Origin of the sequence: Rhizobium bangladeshense, assembly GCF_001662075.1 — a bacterium.
In the GTDB taxonomy this organism is placed as follows: domain Bacteria; phylum Pseudomonadota; class Alphaproteobacteria; order Rhizobiales; family Rhizobiaceae; genus Rhizobium; species Rhizobium bangladeshense_B.
Genome location: NZ_LYPL01000027.1, coordinates 1 through 14,837, shown reverse-complemented (window position 1 = coordinate 14,837; position 14,837 = coordinate 1). Strand labels below are relative to the sequence as shown.

The following is a 14,837-nucleotide window of genomic DNA, read 5'->3' as shown; positions in this document are numbered from 1 at the left end:
AAGAACCATGGTAGACATCACACAAAGCTTCAGCCAATTGCTCCTGACTTACGGGCCAGGCGCTATGCTCGACCTCCCGGATCAGGCCGTGATCGTGTCGGGGCTGCAGGGTTGGCGCTATGGTCCAAACATGAAGACCGTGGCGGAGGATCGCCTGATCGCTCTTCTTCGTGATCAGCTGGGGGACAAGCTGAGCCCCACCTTCTCAGGCCTCCGTCAGCCACCGGAGCAGGACGAGGAGCGACGCGATGACCGCGCTCCTGGGGTAGAGGTATTGCTTTTTCCGAGCTGGTTTACCGTCGACGAAGATGGGGATGCGTCCGGTGGCGGCGGGGATCAAACCTCTGCTGCCCTCGAGAAGCGCCGACGAATGGTGGAGTTCGACCACTTGACGGCCACCAAGGGCGGCAAGCTCTCCTACAAAGATGATCGGGGCAAGCGCCGGGAAGTGAACCCGATCCGTTTCGTGGCCGCCTGCACGAAGGGGCACCTGCAGGACATCGGTTGGCGATACCTGGCTCATCGCAATGGCGATCAAACGTGTAGAAAGCCAATGTACTGGGTTGAGCGCGGTGTAAGCTCTGACCCATCGGACATCTCGGTCCGCTGCACATGCGGTGCCATGCTGACCATGGCCGACCTCTACAAGCCGAAGTTCTTGGGCACCTGTCGATCAGACAGCCCTTGGCTCCAGCCGCAAAGGCTTCATGACGAGGAATGTGGCATTGACCTACGTTTGCTGCCGCGATCCGCGACCAACACATATTTTGCCCAGACCGTTACAGTGATCTCGCTGACGAACTCGGATGACCGGGTCCGCCAAACGGTTCAGGAGCATCGACCAACCATCGATTCAATTCGGCCGTTGCCGAATTTCATCGATATCCTGCGTAGTTTGCCCCATACCAAGGATGCGTTCGCGGAGTTTTCAGACGAAGAAATTTTGCGCGCGCTCGATGAAGAGACTGGGGATGCGACGACTTCCGCTAATCCCAGGGTCGCAGAGTTTGACATCTTGGCGTCCGGCACTCGTTTCATCGGACATGACGGCCCGTCGTCTCATCTTTTCGCAGAAACATTGCCGTTGGACGTACTGCGTCTGGATCAGCCGTGGCGAGATTTCTTGGTGGGGGTCGTCAAGGTTCATCGGCTTCGGGAAGTAACTTGTCTGTATGGTTTCACGCGCCTTGAGCCACCGCCAACGGCCGCCGAAAGCGAGCTGGATGAAATTCAGCTCGCAGTTGATGGTGCCGATCTTGCTAGGAACGTCGAGTGGCTCCCGGCCATCGAGCAGTTCGGCGAAGGTATCTTTCTCCACGTCAATCCCGAGCATCTGAATCGCTGGCGAAGCCTACCCGCGGTGGACGATCGGATGCGTGTGTTGAGAGAGGGGGAATCTCGTGAGGCCGAGAGGTTCGGTCGACCTCCTTCGCATTTAGGAATAGCCTACTGGGCTCTACATTCGCTTTCCCACGCTCTTATGTCCGAGCTTTCATTGGAATGCGGTTATCCACTCTCGTCCTTGAAAGAGCGCGTCTACTCCAGCGGTGCCGGTCAGACGGATCGGTATGGGCTGCTGATCTACACATCGACGGCCGGCGGCCAGGGAACGCTCGGCGGACTGAGCGGAATGGCTCACCGCGTCGGCGAATTGCTGACCCGAGCGATGAATCGACTTGAGTTGTGCTCAAACGATCCGATTTGTGCGGAGCATGCACCCAATGGCGATCATGATGATCGCCATCTTCATGGCGCTGCCTGTCACGCTTGTCTGCTTATCCCTGAGACGTCGTGCGAGGCTCGGAATACGAGGCTCGACCGAGGTTTGCTTGTGCCGACAGTGGTTGGCTCCAGATATGCGTGTTTCGAAGTCATTTGAAGCGCCGCGGTTTAATTGTGTTGGTGGGTGAAGGCACATGGCTATGAACGAAGGGGTGATGGACCTCGTCGCGCTCCTCGATAAGGAAGGCTTTTCGGCGCTGGCAGGAGAGATCTTGATGGAGATCGCGCTTGGACGCGAAAGCACGTTGGCAGACGGAGACGGTGCTTCCGAGCGCGTTCCGATCCCGGATGACGAACAACTGCAGGAAGCCGTCAATCTCCTCAAGCTGCGCTTGACGGAGCCTGCTCGTAGATTGGCTGAGGCGGAGAAAATCGCAAGCGAACTAAACGGCGGGAAGATCGTGCCGATTGTATTCATCGATACGAACGGTGAGCCAGTGACCAAGGGGGCGCCGGTGTCAGAGGGCGAGCAGGCGCGTCGTGTCGAGGCGATTGATAATCTGGAGGAGGGGCTTGCCCGGCTCTTAGTCCCGCGGGATGGAGCGGCTTAGTGGCATTGCCTTCAGCTCAAAAACGTGAACTCCGGAGGCTTCTTAGGGCATTCCGCGCCGCTCATGGTTCCGCCGCTATTCCTTCTGGTGCCGGCAAGGCGATGGAGGCTTGGGTTCTAATGCGGCTCGCGAGGACTGCATCAATTTTACCTCAGTGGAACGTTAGTCTGCGGCGTGGCGACGGGACATCTTTGCCGCCTGGCTCCCCTTTTGCCTTACCTGCTGGTCCGTCACAAATACCGGGAAATAATCCTCGCGGGCCTTCATTTGTTTTGTTGGAACGGGTTGGGGACCCGTCCTTCAATCTTGAGCTTCGGGGCAGCGTGCAATGGAAAGGTCGAAGCGAGGCGAAACACGAGCTCGACATCTCTGTCATTCCTGCTTCGATATCCGAGACGATACGAATGAACGGCGGCGGCTATCCGAGAGGACTGCCAATCGTCGCCATCGAGTGCAAGGACAAGACCAACAATGGAAATCTCGACGAGACACGGCAAACCGTTGCTCGTCTTTATGATCTCGCTCTTGTCACTATCCCCACGACGATCGGCATGCCGTGTAGAATTTTCGAAGACAACACTCTCACCTTCTGGGGAAGGCGGAGTTCGCGCTACCTGTCCTTCTTCAAGAAGGGTACATTCGGGATCGTGCGCGCGGGAGGCTTTCAATCCGGCACTGAAGCGCTGGCCGATCACTATTCGATCAAGCGCCTCGGCAAGGCCTATGATCTATTACCAAACGGCCTATCGAAGCTAGAAAGAAGTTTCCGACAAACGCTTAACGCGATGAATAACTTCTAACCTCCTGAAAAGTGGCGGGCCAGCCTGTCTTGCATCCTACCCGCGCTCTTCGAACAGCCGAACACCACTCAGCCCCGCAAGCCTCTCCACCAGCGCCTCCTGAAATTCAACATCACCCACCTCCGCCGCCGCCTCCCGCTGCTGCCGGTGATACCAATATCCGCCGCTCACCTTCGCGGCTTCGTCCTCGCTGGTCGCAAGCCACGTCTGCGTCAGGTGCCCCATCTCAAGATCATCCGGCGCGCCGGCGCCGCCCATCTTTGTCGGCACCCAGCCGGGGTCGACGGAATTGCTCAGCACATCCGGCCAGTGGCGGGCGATGGCGGCGGAAAGGGTGGCGATGTAGAGCTTGCTTTCTGAATAGGCTTGGCTGGCGCTCCATGGGCGCTTGTTCCAGTCGATATCGTCAAGCGCGCTGCTGCCGCTGCGGTGCATGCCGCTGGTGAGATAGATCAGGCGGTGGGGCCGCGTGATCCAGGCGGTGAGGAGATAGGGGGCGAGCGTGTTGACCGCCAGCGTCGTGGCGTGGCCTTCCGGCGTTTCGCCGCGGCTGCGCTCGAGGTAGATGCCGGCATTGTGGATGACGGCGTCCATGCGGCCGATGGCGTTGACCTGCTCGGCGATGGAGCGGGTTTCCGCGGCGCTGGCGAGATCGCCGATGACGACGCCGAGGGCGGCGGCGGAGGTCTCTGCGATGGCGGCGGCGCGCTCGCGGGAGCGGGCGTGGAGGACGACCTCGTGGCCTTCGCGGATGAGGGTGCGGGCGGCGGCGAGGCCGAGGCCATCGGTGGAACCGGTGATGAAGATGCGGCTCATGGGGGTTCCTTTTGCGTGCGGCGTGGGGTGGGGTGGGCACAGAGTGCTTGGGGAGGGGTGCTTGGGTCAAGCCTTGGGAGGGCGGAGGATGGGGAGGCGCGAGCGGCAAGAGGCGAGATGGTGGAGCAGGTCCGCCGGGGTGCGGGTGCGGTTTTGCAGGCTGGTTCCCACATACTCCGTCATCCTCGGGCTTGACCCGAGGATCCACCCGCAGCACTCGACGTACACACGTTCACGGATAGGATGCCCCCTCCCGTTCCCATTGCCAACGGCCAGCACAATGCTCGCGGCATGGATCCTCGGGTCAAGCCCGAGGATGACGGAGAGGGGCGTGGGGCTCGCGCCGGAGCCGCAAGGCCGTCAGGCGGATGATGCCGTTCTATGTGCCGCCGGCCAGTACAATGCGCGCGGCATGGATCCCAGGCTCAAAGCCTGTGACAACGGAGGAGGGGTGGGCTCCGCGAAAAACCGCGACGTTAGTCCACGCCACTCTCCTCACCGCCACCTCACATCCCCTGCCGCCGCAGTTCCGCCCCCGCCGCGATCGTCTGCACCAGCTCGTCCACCTCTCTTGCCAGCCGCTCCAGCGGCAGGCCCACAAAGCGGCCTTCCAGGCTGATGCTGACGACGCCATGCACCGCGCCGAACAACGTGCGGGCGCGGATGGCGCGGTCTTCGGGGGGCATGTCGGGCTGCAGTTCGGCGAGGGGTTCGGCGATCACGTCCATCAGGAAGAGGTGTTCGTCGAGGTGCCATTGCGGCGTCGGGTTGGTGGCGGGGGGGAAGTGGTCGAACAGCGCCTTCCAGAGATTTCGGTGTTCCACCGCGAAGGCGAGGTAGCCCTGGGCGAGGTTGCGCAGGCGGTCGGTCGGGCTTTTGCCCTTGGCCTCGTCAAGCGTCAGCCTCGCCTCCAGCGCCTTCAGCGTTGCGGAATTGACGTGGATGACGAGCTCGGCGAGGTCGGCGAAGACGGTGTAGAGGCCGCCGAGGGCGCAGCCGGCGTCCTGGGTGATGTCGCGGGCGCGCAGGTTGGCAAGCCCGTCGCGGGCGATGCGCTCGCGCGCCGCCTCGATCAGCCGGGCTTTCAAATCCTCGCGTTTTTCTTCTCGTCTGCCGGCCATTAACCATGTCCCTTCGATTTTTGAACGGCGTTCAAAATTTATCTTGAACGTCGTTCATGATTCTGCCATAACTCATCTCGTGAACAACGTTCATAAACCGGAGGACAGAAATGTTCAAATTGATTTCCACATTGCTGCGGGGCAGGGCGCATGATGCCGAGCAGGCTTTTGCCGATCGCCACGCCGTGCCGCTGCTGGCCCAGCAGATCCGCGAGGCCGCCCAATCGATCCAGACGGCGCGGCGCAGCGTCGCCGTCGCCATCGCCCAGAACGAGCAGGAAAAGGCGCAGCATCAGACGATCCTTGCCCGCATCGCCGATCTCGAGACCCGCGCCACTGCGGCGCTCGCCAAGGGCAATGAGGGATTGGCGCGGGAAGCGGCCGAAGCGATCGCCTTTCTCGAGGCCGAGCGCGATGCGTCGGAACAGGCGCAAAGCCAGTTCACCACATCGATCGCCAAGCTGAAGGGCATCGTCAGGGATGCCGAGGCGCGGCTGCAGGCGCTGCAGCGCGGCGAGCGGCTGGCCCGCGCCACGCAAGAGGCCCAGAAGCTCGATGTCGCCGTCGCCGGCCCCGGCCTTGCCACACTCGACGAGGCCGAGGAGACGCTGGCGCGGCTTCGCCTGCGCCAGAGCCAGAACGAGCTGACGGCGGCGGCGCTGAAGGAGATGGAAAGCGCCACGCGGCCGGCCGGCATCATCGAAAAGCTTGCCAATGCCGGCTGCGGCGCGCCGCTCACCTCATCGGCCGATGACGTGCTCGCCCGGCTGAAGAGCCGCATCACGCCGGCCGCCTGATCTCAATCCATCCAGCCATTCATTCATCGAACCAAGGGACTTGAAAACAATGAACGACAGTTTCCAGAAACATTCCGCCAGCTGGGTCAGCTTCTCCTACATCTCCTTCGGCGCCGCCGCCTTCATGCTGGCGCTCGGCCTTTACATGATGCCGCTCGATCTCTGGGGGAAGGGCTATCTCGCCATGGGCATATTGATGCTGGTGCAGACGACGGTGAATATCACCAAGACGCTGCGCGACAATGCCGAATCCGAGAAGCTGATCCGCAAGGTCGAGGATGCCCGCACCGAAAAGCTGCTGGTCAAATTCAATCGTAGCGATGAAGATTGATCTTCCTTAACCACATCGCAGAGTTGTTATCGCACTCAACTTTTGCGTAACAACTCTGTGGCCTTCTCTGCCCACCAAAAGAGGGTCTCGCCGTGCAAACCAATCTGATGACATCGAGGAAATTCGCGCCGCTGTTCTGGACACAGTTCCTGACTGCCTTCAACGACAATTTCCTCAAGAATACGCTGGTCTTCCTCATCCTCTTCAAGATGTCGGCGAGCGAGGGGGCAGCCTTGGTGACGCTTGCCGGCGTCATCCTCATCGTGCCCTTCCTGCTGCTCTCGGCGCTCGGCGGCGAAATCGCCGACAAGCACGACAAGGCCAAGGTGGCCGAGCTGCTGAAACGATCGGAGATCGGCATCGCCGCCCTTGCCGTCGTCGGTCTCGGCTTCTCCTCGATATCAGTGCTGATGGTGGCGCTCTTCGGCTTCGGCGTCGTCTCGGCGCTGTTCGGGCCGATCAAATACGGCATCCTGCCCGATCATCTCGAACGCCGCGACCTGCCGAAGGCCAATGCCTGGATCGAGGGCGGCACCTTCATCGCCATTCTCGGCGGCACGATCATCGCCGCCCTTGCCTCTTCCAGCGGCGACAATGTGCTGCTGTTCGGCTCGATGATGATGGGGCTGTCGCTGCTCTGCTGGCTGTCCGCCCGGATGATCCCGGCGACCGGCTCCAAGGCGCCGGATCTTCAGATCGACCGCAATGTCATCCGCTCCAGCTACACGCTGGTCATGGAAATCCGTGAGGACAAGCGGCTGTGGCGCTCGGCGCTGATGAACTGCTGGTTCTGGCTGGTCGGCGCCTTCATCCTCTCCATCCTGCCGACCATGGTGACCGAGCTGCTCGGCGGCTCCGAGCTCGTCGTGCCGGCCTATCTCACGGTCTTCGCCGTCGCCGTCGCCGTTGGTTCCGGCATCGCCGCCTGGATGTCGGCGGGCCGCATCGTGCTGCTGCCGGCCCCCGTCGGAACCGCGCTGCTCGGCCTCTTCAGCCTCGATCTCGCCTGGAACCTCTGGGGCCTCACCTCGACCTCACACGCGACGACGATCCTCGATTTCTTTGCCGGCGAAAATACCATCCGCGTCGCCATCGATCTCGCCGGCATGGCGATCTCGGGCGCCTTCATCGCCGTACCGACTTTCGCCGGCCTGCAGACATGGGCGCATGAGGACCGCCGCGCCCGCGTCATCGGTGCCGCCAATGTGCTCTCGGCGCTGTTCATCACCGTCGGCCTCGGCCTCGTCGCCGTCATCCAGGCGCTCGGCGCTTCCATCCCTGAGATTCTGATCGGCCTCGGCATCGTCAATTTCGCCGTCGCCTGGCTGATGCTGAAGACGCTGCCGACCAATGCCTTCCGCGATTTCATCTCGATCCTGTTCCGCGCCTTCATGCGGCTCGAGGTCGAGGGGCTGGAGAATATCAAGAAGGCCGGCCCGGCGCCGATCATTGCGCTCAACCATGTGAGCCTGCTCGACGGCGCCTTGGCGCTCGCCATCACCGAGGAAGAGCCGGTCTTTGCCGTCGATTACAAGATCGCCCAGGCCTGGTGGGTGCGCCCCTTCCTGAAAATGTGCAAGTTCCTGCCGCTCGACCCGACCAAGCCGATGGCGACGCGCTCGCTGATCAAGGTGGCGCAGGAAGGCAACCCGATCGGCATCTTCCCCGAAGGCCGGCTGACGGTGACCGGCACGCTGATGAAGGTCTATGACGGTGCGGCCATGGTCGCCGACAAAACAGGCTCGATGGTGGTGCCGGTCAAGATCGACGGGCTGGAGAAGACCTATTTCTCCTACCTCGACAACGGCAAGATCCGCCGCCGGCTGTTCCCCAAGGTCAAGGTCACCATTCTCGAGCCGGTGAAGCTCGAGGTGGAACCGGAGCTGAAAGGCCGCAAGCGCCGCACGGCGGCAGGTGCTGCCCTCTACCAGGTGATGTCGAACCTGTTGTTCCGCACCGCCGATACTTCCTCGACCGTGCTCGACCGCGTCATCCGGGCAGGCTACGAATTCGGCATGGGCAAGCTCGCCGTCGAGGATCCGGTCACCGGCCGGCTGACCTACGGCAAGCTCTTGACCGGTGCCGCCGTGCTCGGCGCCAAGTTCCGCGCCCGTTTCCCCGAACAGAACCTTGGCGTCATGCTGCCGAATGCCAATGGCGCCGCCGCCACCATTCTCGGCGTCATGTCGGCCGGCAAGGTGCCGGCCATGCTGAATTTTACCGCGGGTGCGGCCAACATTCTCTCCGCCTGCAGGGCGGCTGAGGTCAAACACGTGCTGACCTCGCGCGCCTTCGTCGCCCAGGCCAAGCTCGGCCCTGTCATCGAGGAGCTGGAAAAGCAGCTGACGGTCGTCTGGCTCGATGATCTCAGAGCCGAGATCGGTTTCAAGGACAAGCTCATCGGGCTTCTCCGCAAGGCGCGGCCGCTCGTCAAGCGCCAGGCCGACGATCCGGCCGTCATCCTCTTCACCTCGGGCTCGGAAGGCACGCCGAAGGGCGTGGTGCTGACCCACCGCAACATCCTGTCGAACGCCGCCCAGGCCGCCGCCCGCATCGATTTCCACAGCGGCGACAAGGTGTTCAACATCCTGCCCGTCTTCCATTCCTTCGGCCTGACGGCCGGCACCGTGCTGCCGCTGATCTCGGGCGTGCCGGTCTATTTCTATCCCTCGCCGCTGCATTACCGCATCGTGCCGGAGCTGATCTATGTCTCCAACGCCACGATCATCTTCGGCACCGATACCTTCCTCAACGGTTATGCCAGGACGGCGCATCCTTACGATTTCCGCTCGATCCGCTACATCTTCTCCGGCGCCGAGCCGGTGAAGGCTTCGACCCGCCACACCTATATGGAAAAATTCGGCCTGCGCATCCTCGAAGGCTACGGCGTCACCGAGACCGCGCCTGTCATTTCGATCAACACGCCGATGTACAACCGCTCCGGCACGGTCGGCAAAATCCTGCCGGGCATGGAATGGAAGCTCGAGCCGGTGCCCGGCATCGACGAGGGCGGCCGCCTGCATGTGCGCGGCGCCAATGTCATGGCCGGTTACCTCCGTGCCGAAAGGCCGGGCGTGCTCGAACCGCTCGCCGATGGCTGGCACGACACCGGCGACATCGTCACCATCGACGAGGACGGCTTCGTCAAGATCCGCGGCCGCGCCAAGCGCTTCGCCAAGATCGGCGGCGAAATGGTGTCGCTGGCGGCAATCGAGGCGCTCGCCGCCGAGCTCTGGCCTGGGGCGCTGTCGGTCGTCTCCTCACTGCCCGACCCGAAGAAGGGCGAGCGCCTGGTGCTGCTCACCGAAGCCGAAACCGCCACCCGCGCCGAATTCCTCGCCTTCGCCAAGTCCAGGGGCGCCATGGACATGATGGTGCCGGCCGAGATCACCATCGGCAAGGTGCCGGTGCTGGGCTCCGGCAAGGTCGATTTCGTCGCGGCGCGCAAGCTGGCGGAGAGGGCGGCTGAGAAGGAAGAGGCGGCGTAGCGCGGGCGTTGGATTTTGGGGGAAGGCACCACCTTTCCTCCATCTCAGGGCACCACTTCTCCTCCGTCATCCCAGGGCTTGACCCTGGGATCCACAGCCAGGCACGCGCCTTCAATTGTTTCCCAGCAGGCCATCGCTCCTCCCGCAGTGGCAGCCGCATGGATCCCAGGGTCAAGCCCTGGGATGACGGAGAGTGGGGTTGGCGTTCTCGCCAAACGCTCCGTCGGCGCAGCCTATAATGCCCACATCTGCCGTCGCTTCATCGCCGCTGCTGGCGATGCTTCGCGGCACGACCTCTCGTCCGCGCCGGCCTGTGTGTCCGGCACCACCTCTCCTCCGTCATCCCAGGGCTTGACCCACTGCTGTCCGGTTTAAATTTGGTGGACATGGCGCACGGTGTTGCTCCTCTTTCGTGTCCGGGATTGTCGCCAAACATCCGAATACGAGTAGAATCAACACGGTGCGCCATGTCCACCAAATTTAAACCGGACAGCAGTGGGCTTGACCCTGGGATCCATGCGGCTGGCACTGCGTGAACAGAGATGGCAGCCGAAGCTGGGAAATTATTGAAGCCGAGCACGGGGTTGTGGATCCCAGGGTCAAGCCCTGGGATGACGGAGAGTGGGGTTGGCGTTCTCGCCAAACGCTCCGTCGGCGCAGCCTATAATGCCCACATCTGCCGTCGCTTCATCGCCGCTGCTGGCGATGCTTCGCGGCACGACCTCTCGTCCGCGCCGGCCTGTGTGTCCGGCACCACCTCTCCTCCGTCATCCCAGGGCTTGACCCACTGCTGTCCGGTTTAAATTTGGTGGACATGGCGCACGGTGTTGCTCCTCTTTCGTGTCCGGGATTGTCGCCAAACATCCGAATACGAGTAGAATCAACACGGTGCGCCATGTCCACCAAATTTAAACCGGACAGCAGTGGGCTTGACCCTGGGATCCATGCGGCTGGCACTGCGTGAACAGAGATGGCAGCCGAAGCTGGGAAATTATTGAAGCCGAGCACGGGGTTGTGGATCCCAGGGTCAAGCCCTGGGATGACGGAGAGTGGGGTTGGCGTTCTCGCCAAACGCTCCGTCGGCGCAGCCTATAATGCCCACATCTGCCGTCGCTTCATCGCCGCTGCTGGCGATGCTTCGCGGCACGACCTCTCGTCCGCGCCGGCCTGTGTGTCCGGCACCACCTCTCCTCCGTCATCCCAGGGCTTGACCCTGGGATCCATGCGGCTGGCACTACGGGAAGGGTGATGACCTGCAGGAAATTATTGAAGCTGCGTGCTTGGCTGTGGATCCCAGGGTCAAGCCCTGGGATGACGGAGTGTGAGGTTGGCGTTCTCGCCATAGGCACCGGCGGTGCAGCTTCAGCGGCGCCTGTGGTGTCTCCATCTCACCGGCGAGCTTTGTGTCGAGGCACCACCTCTCGTCCGTCAGAAGCGTCATCGCGCTACGGAGTTGACCTGTCCCGGCACCACCTCTCCTCCGTCATCCCAGGGCTAGACCCTGGGATGAATGCGGCTGGCGCTGCGTGTAGAGTGATGGCCTGCCGGGAAACAATCGAAGCCGCGCGCCGGGCTGTGGATCCCAGGGTCTAGCCCTGGGATGACGGAGTGTGGGGTTGGCGTTCTCGACAATCGGCAATGCAGCTGGTCGCGCCGCGCTCGCGGTTCGCTTCATCGCGTCCGGCGCGGCTTATGGATCCCGGCACCACTTCTGCTCAGTCAACCCAGTCCCTTTTTTTCCACGGCCAAGCCAAGCACCACCTCTCCACAGCCAACGCGGCACTACCTCTCCCGCGCCATCCAGGCACCACCTCCTCCGTCATCCCAGGGCTTGGCCCTGGGATCCATGGGAAGCACACGACAGGAGACGCAGCCGGCATCACCAGAGCGTCGGATAGAGATCATCCCATTCGGGATTGAGCGACTCGACCAGATCAATCTTCCATTGCCGGTTCCAGCGCTTCAACGACTTCTCGCGCTGGATTGCACTGCCGATGTCCCAATGCTCCTCATACCAGACGAGGCGGGTGCAGCCATATTTCCAGGCAAAGCCGGGCGTCCGCCCCTCACGATGTTCATAGATGCGGCGCTCCAGATCGGATGTCACGCCGATATAGAGGGTGCCGTTTTTCTGGTTCGTGACGACGTAGACATATCCTGCCATGTGGGCAGAGTGCTTGGTTGTGGATCCCAGGGTCAAGCCCTGGGATGACGGAGTGTGGGGTTGGCTTTGTTGCCACACGCACCGCCGGTGCAGGACGCGCCGCTTTTGCATCGCGCCGGCGGAGCCGACGCGTGCAGCAATCTCCCTCCGTCAGGAAGCTTCATCGCGCCGGCGAGATTAGAGCGGTTCAGCTTTTGACGGAAGCGCAGAACCGCTCTAACTTTTTGGATTTACGCAATTCCGGACGGAAAACCGCTTCGCACTTTTCCTGGAATTGCTCTAGGCGTCCCGGCACCACCTCTCCTCCGTCATCCCAGGGCTTGACCCTGGGATCCATGCGGCTGGCACTGCAGAAGACGCAGCCGGCATCACCACAGCGTAAGATAGAGATCGTCCCACTCGGGATTCATCGATTCGACCAGGTCGATCTTCCATTGCCGATACCACCGTTTCAATGACTTCTCGCGTTGGATCGCGCTGCCGATGTCCCAATGCTCCTCGTACCAGACGAGGCGGGTGCATCCATATTTCCAGGCAAAGCCAGGCGTCAGCCCCTCGCGATGTTCATAGATGCGGCGCTCCAGATCGGATGTCACGCCGATATAGAGGGTGCCGTTTTTCTGGTTGGTGACGATGTAAACATATCCTGCCATTCCGGCAGAGTGCTCGGCTGTGGATCCCAGGGTCAAGCCCTGGGATGACGGAGTGTGGGGTTGGCGTTCTCACCACACGCACCGCCGGTGCAGGACGCGCCGCTTTTGCATCGCGCCGGCGGAACCGACGCGTCCGGCACTATCTCTCCTCCGTCAGAAGCTTTATCGCGCCGCCGGAGTCGACCTGTCCCGCCACCACCTCTCCTCCGTCATCCCAGGGCTTGACCCTGGGATCCACAGCCGAGCACGGCGGGCAAGCGGGCGCTGGCATCGCCATGCGCCCGCCCGCATTGCCATCACCGCTCCGGCAAAGCCTCGATCGCGTCGAACACCCGCGCCGTATAGGTCAGCGCGGCGCCGGCGTTGAGTGCGATCGCCACGCCGAGGGCCTCGGCGATTTCGCCCTCGGAGGCGCCGAGCTCGACGGCCTTCTTGGCGTGCACGGCAATGCAGCCGTCGCAGCGGGTGGTGACCGCGACAGCGAGCGCGATCAGCTCGTGCATCTTCGGCGCGAGCTTACCGGTCTTGCCGCCGCTGCCTTCGATCATGTTCAACCCGCGCAGCACGTCGGGGCTGAGTTTGGCGAAGTCGCCGACCCGGCCGAGCAGCGTGCCGCGATAGGCGTTCCAGTCCTGCATATGGCTCATGCCGGCTCTCCTTAGTGCCGGCCGGCGGTGACGCCGCCGTCGACCGGCAGGATCGTGCCGGTGATCCACGAGGCCTGCTCGGAGGCGAGGAACAGGATCGCCTCGGCGACATCGCGCGGCTGGCCGTTGCGGCCGAGCGGGTGGAAGGAATTGAAGCTCGGCAGCACCTGCTTCACCTGATCATCGGAGAGGAAGGTGTTGTAGACCGGCGTCTCGACGACGGCCGGCGCCACGGCATTGATGCGGATATTATAGGGCGCCAGCTCGATCGCCAGGTTGCGGACCATCGCATGGACGCCGGCTTTGGCCGCCGAATAGGCTGATGACGGGGTGGCGCCGATCGCCTGGATCGCCCACATGGAGCCGGTCTGGACGATGGCGCCGCCATTGTCCTTCATCGCCTTGGCGGCCGCCTGGGCGGTGAAGAACTTGCCCTTGAGGATGGTGTCCAGATACCAGTCGTAATCCTTTTCCGTCAGCTCGAGGAACGGCTTCGGATTGAAGACGCCGGCATTGTTGACCAGCACGTCGAGCCGGCCGAAGCGGGAAAGGGCGGCGTCGACCAAGGCCGCGCCGGTTTCCGGCCGGGCGATGTCGCCTGCCGAAACGATCACGGCCCTGCCGCTCGGATCGATGTCGCGGGCCGCCGCTTCGAGCTTTTCGCGGTCGCGGCCGTTGATCACGACCTTGGCGCCCTCCGCCACGAAACGGGCTGCCGCTTCCCGGCCGATGCCGGAACCGCCGCCGGTGATGGCGACCACCTTGCCTGCAAATCTCATACGCTTCTCCTTTGGCTGTTTTGTCTATCTAACGTTAGATAGATACCCCGGACATAAAGCTTGCTTCCGGAAAGCACAACCCCTATCTAACATTAGATAGAGAGGATGGGCGCATGACCGAAACATCAGAGGCAATCCTGGATGCCGCCGAGGAGAGGATCCGCGGGGCGGGTTATAGCGGCTTCAGCTACCGCGACGTCGCCGCCGACGTCGGCGTCAAGGCCTCCTCGGTGCATTATCATTTTCCGGCCAAGGAGAAGCTCGCCGCAGCCGTCGCCCGCCGCTACACCGATCGGTTTCTCCAGGCCGTCGATCAGCGCCAGGCGGCCGGCGAGGAGATCGTCGCCGCCTGGCGGCAGGTCTTCCGCGAGGCGCTGCGTCGCGACGCCAGGATGTGCCTCTGCGGCGCCATGGCCGCGACCTCGCACGATCTTGCCGAGGAAGTCAGGGTTGAGGTGCGGCGGTTCTTCCTGCTCGGGATCGAAAGGCTGATGCAGGCCGGGCTGACCAGGGACGCCGCCGTCCATGTCATCGCCACCCTGGAAGGCGCGATGCTGGCCGCCAACGTCCTCGACGACCATTCCGTCTTCGACAGCGGCACTGCCGCGCTGGCCTGAGGCTCCTAAAGCGCGTCGCGATCTTTCAGATTCGCTCGTCGCGCTTTAGCTCTTTATTTCACGCATGTCGTTATCGCAAAACCGCTGCACAGTTTTGCGCCCGGAATTGCGTGAAAACAAAGAGATAGACGATTTTCGTGATTCGAAGAAAAACGGAAATGCTCTAGGCCGTGGTGACAAATTAACTATTTGAGCCAAAGCATGATGCTTGCCAGCTTGATGAAGCCGAGGAAATTGGCTGCGAGTTTGTCGTAGCGTGTGGCGAGACGTCGCCATTGTTTGAGCTTGGCG

Annotated in this window: 13 protein-coding genes and 1 pseudogene; 7 read left to right on the top strand and 7 right to left on the bottom strand. The window is 62.3% G+C overall.

Annotated features, from left to right (window positions below):
• Window positions 1-7 precede the first annotated feature (7 nt).
• The 3 genes from drmB to A7X77_RS30200 are packed head-to-tail and all read left to right on the top strand — an operon-like array spanning window position 8 to window position 3,133.
• A complete protein-coding gene (gene drmB, locus A7X77_RS30210; RefSeq protein WP_064686495.1) occupies window positions 8-1,879 on the top strand; it encodes a DUF1998 domain-containing protein in 1,872 nt (623 codons plus the stop codon).
• Between the two features lie 37 nt (window positions 1,880-1,916).
• A complete protein-coding gene (locus tag A7X77_RS30205) occupies window positions 1,917-2,333 on the top strand; it encodes a hypothetical protein (protein WP_064686494.1) in 417 nt (138 codons plus the stop codon).
• Entirely contained in the window at window positions 2,333-3,133 is an 801-nt protein-coding gene (locus tag A7X77_RS30200) for a hypothetical protein (RefSeq protein ID WP_156668171.1), read from the top strand. Before A7X77_RS30205 ends, A7X77_RS30200 begins: the two co-directional genes overlap by 1 nt.
• A 36-nt stretch (window positions 3,134-3,169) precedes the next feature.
• Here the strand turns inward: A7X77_RS30200 and A7X77_RS30195 are convergent, their stop codons facing one another.
• Both A7X77_RS30195 and A7X77_RS30190 read right to left on the bottom strand, forming a co-directional pair.
• The gene (locus A7X77_RS30195) at window positions 3,170-3,949 is read right to left on the bottom strand and encodes an SDR family NAD(P)-dependent oxidoreductase (protein WP_064686492.1); all 780 of its coding nucleotides are present in this window, start codon (window positions 3,947-3,949) and stop codon (window positions 3,170-3,172) included.
• 506 nt (window positions 3,950-4,455) lie between these two features.
• The gene (locus A7X77_RS30190) at window positions 4,456-5,070 is read right to left on the bottom strand and encodes a TetR/AcrR family transcriptional regulator (RefSeq protein WP_064686491.1); all 615 of its coding nucleotides are present in this window, start codon (window positions 5,068-5,070) and stop codon (window positions 4,456-4,458) included.
• A 110-nt stretch (window positions 5,071-5,180) separates the two neighbouring features.
• On the opposite strand from A7X77_RS30190, the gene A7X77_RS30185 reads away from it, so the two are divergent.
• From A7X77_RS30185 to A7X77_RS30175, 3 genes are all read left to right on the top strand, one after another.
• Window positions 5,181-5,867, top strand: a complete 687-nt coding sequence (locus tag A7X77_RS30185) for a PspA/IM30 family protein (protein ID WP_064686490.1) — start codon at window positions 5,181-5,183, stop codon at window positions 5,865-5,867.
• A gap of 49 nt (window positions 5,868-5,916) precedes the next feature.
• Window positions 5,917-6,198: a YiaA/YiaB family inner membrane protein gene (locus A7X77_RS30180; protein ID WP_011424367.1), complete on the top strand. Its 282-nt coding sequence runs from the start codon at window positions 5,917-5,919 to the stop codon at window positions 6,196-6,198.
• 92 nt (window positions 6,199-6,290) lie between these two features.
• Window positions 6,291-9,686, top strand: a complete 3,396-nt coding sequence (locus A7X77_RS30175; protein WP_064686489.1) for an acyl-[ACP]--phospholipid O-acyltransferase — start codon at window positions 6,291-6,293, stop codon at window positions 9,684-9,686.
• A gap of 1,879 nt (window positions 9,687-11,565) precedes the next feature.
• On the opposite strand, the gene A7X77_RS30170 is transcribed toward A7X77_RS30175, so the two are convergent.
• The 4 genes from A7X77_RS30170 to A7X77_RS30155 all read right to left on the bottom strand — a co-directional run bounded on the left by A7X77_RS30170 (window position 11,566) and on the right by A7X77_RS30155 (window position 13,929).
• Window positions 11,566-11,850, bottom strand: coding sequence for a GIY-YIG nuclease family protein (locus tag A7X77_RS30170; protein ID WP_064686488.1), 285 nt, complete (start codon window positions 11,848-11,850; stop codon window positions 11,566-11,568).
• Window positions 11,851-12,218: 368 nt separating this feature from the next.
• Window positions 12,219-12,503: a GIY-YIG nuclease family protein gene (locus A7X77_RS30165; protein ID WP_064686487.1), complete on the bottom strand. Its 285-nt coding sequence runs from the start codon at window positions 12,501-12,503 to the stop codon at window positions 12,219-12,221.
• Between the two features lie 296 nt (window positions 12,504-12,799).
• The gene (locus A7X77_RS30160) at window positions 12,800-13,150 is read right to left on the bottom strand and encodes a carboxymuconolactone decarboxylase family protein (RefSeq protein WP_348626307.1); all 351 of its coding nucleotides are present in this window, start codon (window positions 13,148-13,150) and stop codon (window positions 12,800-12,802) included.
• Window positions 13,151-13,161: 11 nt separating this feature from the next.
• The gene (locus A7X77_RS30155) at window positions 13,162-13,929 is read right to left on the bottom strand and encodes an SDR family NAD(P)-dependent oxidoreductase (RefSeq protein ID WP_064686486.1); all 768 of its coding nucleotides are present in this window, start codon (window positions 13,927-13,929) and stop codon (window positions 13,162-13,164) included.
• 113 nt (window positions 13,930-14,042) lie between these two features.
• Between A7X77_RS30155 and A7X77_RS30150 the strand changes: the two genes are divergently transcribed.
• The gene (locus A7X77_RS30150) at window positions 14,043-14,546 is read left to right on the top strand and encodes a TetR/AcrR family transcriptional regulator (protein WP_064686485.1); all 504 of its coding nucleotides are present in this window, start codon (window positions 14,043-14,045) and stop codon (window positions 14,544-14,546) included.
• 185 nt (window positions 14,547-14,731) lie between these two features.
• On the opposite strand, the pseudogene A7X77_RS30145 reads toward A7X77_RS30150, so the two are convergent.
• Window positions 14,732-14,837 (bottom strand): annotated as a pseudogene (locus tag A7X77_RS30145) (IS5 family transposase); the annotation flags it as partial.

What these genes read in the sequence shown, in the direction of transcription:
- drmB (WP_064686495.1), top strand. Translation starts at nt 8, where the DNA reads ATGGTAGACATCACACAAAGCTTCAGCCAATTGCTCCTGACTTACGGG.
- A7X77_RS30205 (WP_064686494.1), top strand. Translation starts at nt 1,917, where the DNA reads ATGGCTATGAACGAAGGGGTGATGGACCTCGTCGCGCTCCTCGATAAG.
- A7X77_RS30195 (WP_064686492.1), bottom strand. Translation starts at nt 3,949, where the DNA reads ATGAGCCGCATCTTCATCACCGGTTCCACCGATGGCCTCGGCCTCGCC.
- A7X77_RS30190 (WP_064686491.1), bottom strand. Translation starts at nt 5,070, where the DNA reads ATGGCCGGCAGACGAGAAGAAAAACGCGAGGATTTGAAAGCCCGGCTG.
- A7X77_RS30185 (WP_064686490.1), top strand. Translation starts at nt 5,181, where the DNA reads ATGTTCAAATTGATTTCCACATTGCTGCGGGGCAGGGCGCATGATGCC.
- A7X77_RS30180 (WP_011424367.1), top strand. Translation starts at nt 5,917, where the DNA reads ATGAACGACAGTTTCCAGAAACATTCCGCCAGCTGGGTCAGCTTCTCC.
- A7X77_RS30170 (WP_064686488.1), bottom strand. Translation starts at nt 11,850, where the DNA reads ATGGCAGGATATGTCTACGTCGTCACGAACCAGAAAAACGGCACCCTC.
- A7X77_RS30165 (WP_064686487.1), bottom strand. Translation starts at nt 12,503, where the DNA reads ATGGCAGGATATGTTTACATCGTCACCAACCAGAAAAACGGCACCCTC.
- A7X77_RS30160 (WP_348626307.1), bottom strand. Translation starts at nt 13,150, where the DNA reads ATGAGCCATATGCAGGACTGGAACGCCTATCGCGGCACGCTGCTCGGC.
- A7X77_RS30155 (WP_064686486.1), bottom strand. Translation starts at nt 13,929, where the DNA reads ATGAGATTTGCAGGCAAGGTGGTCGCCATCACCGGCGGCGGTTCCGGC.
- A7X77_RS30150 (WP_064686485.1), top strand. Translation starts at nt 14,043, where the DNA reads ATGACCGAAACATCAGAGGCAATCCTGGATGCCGCCGAGGAGAGGATC.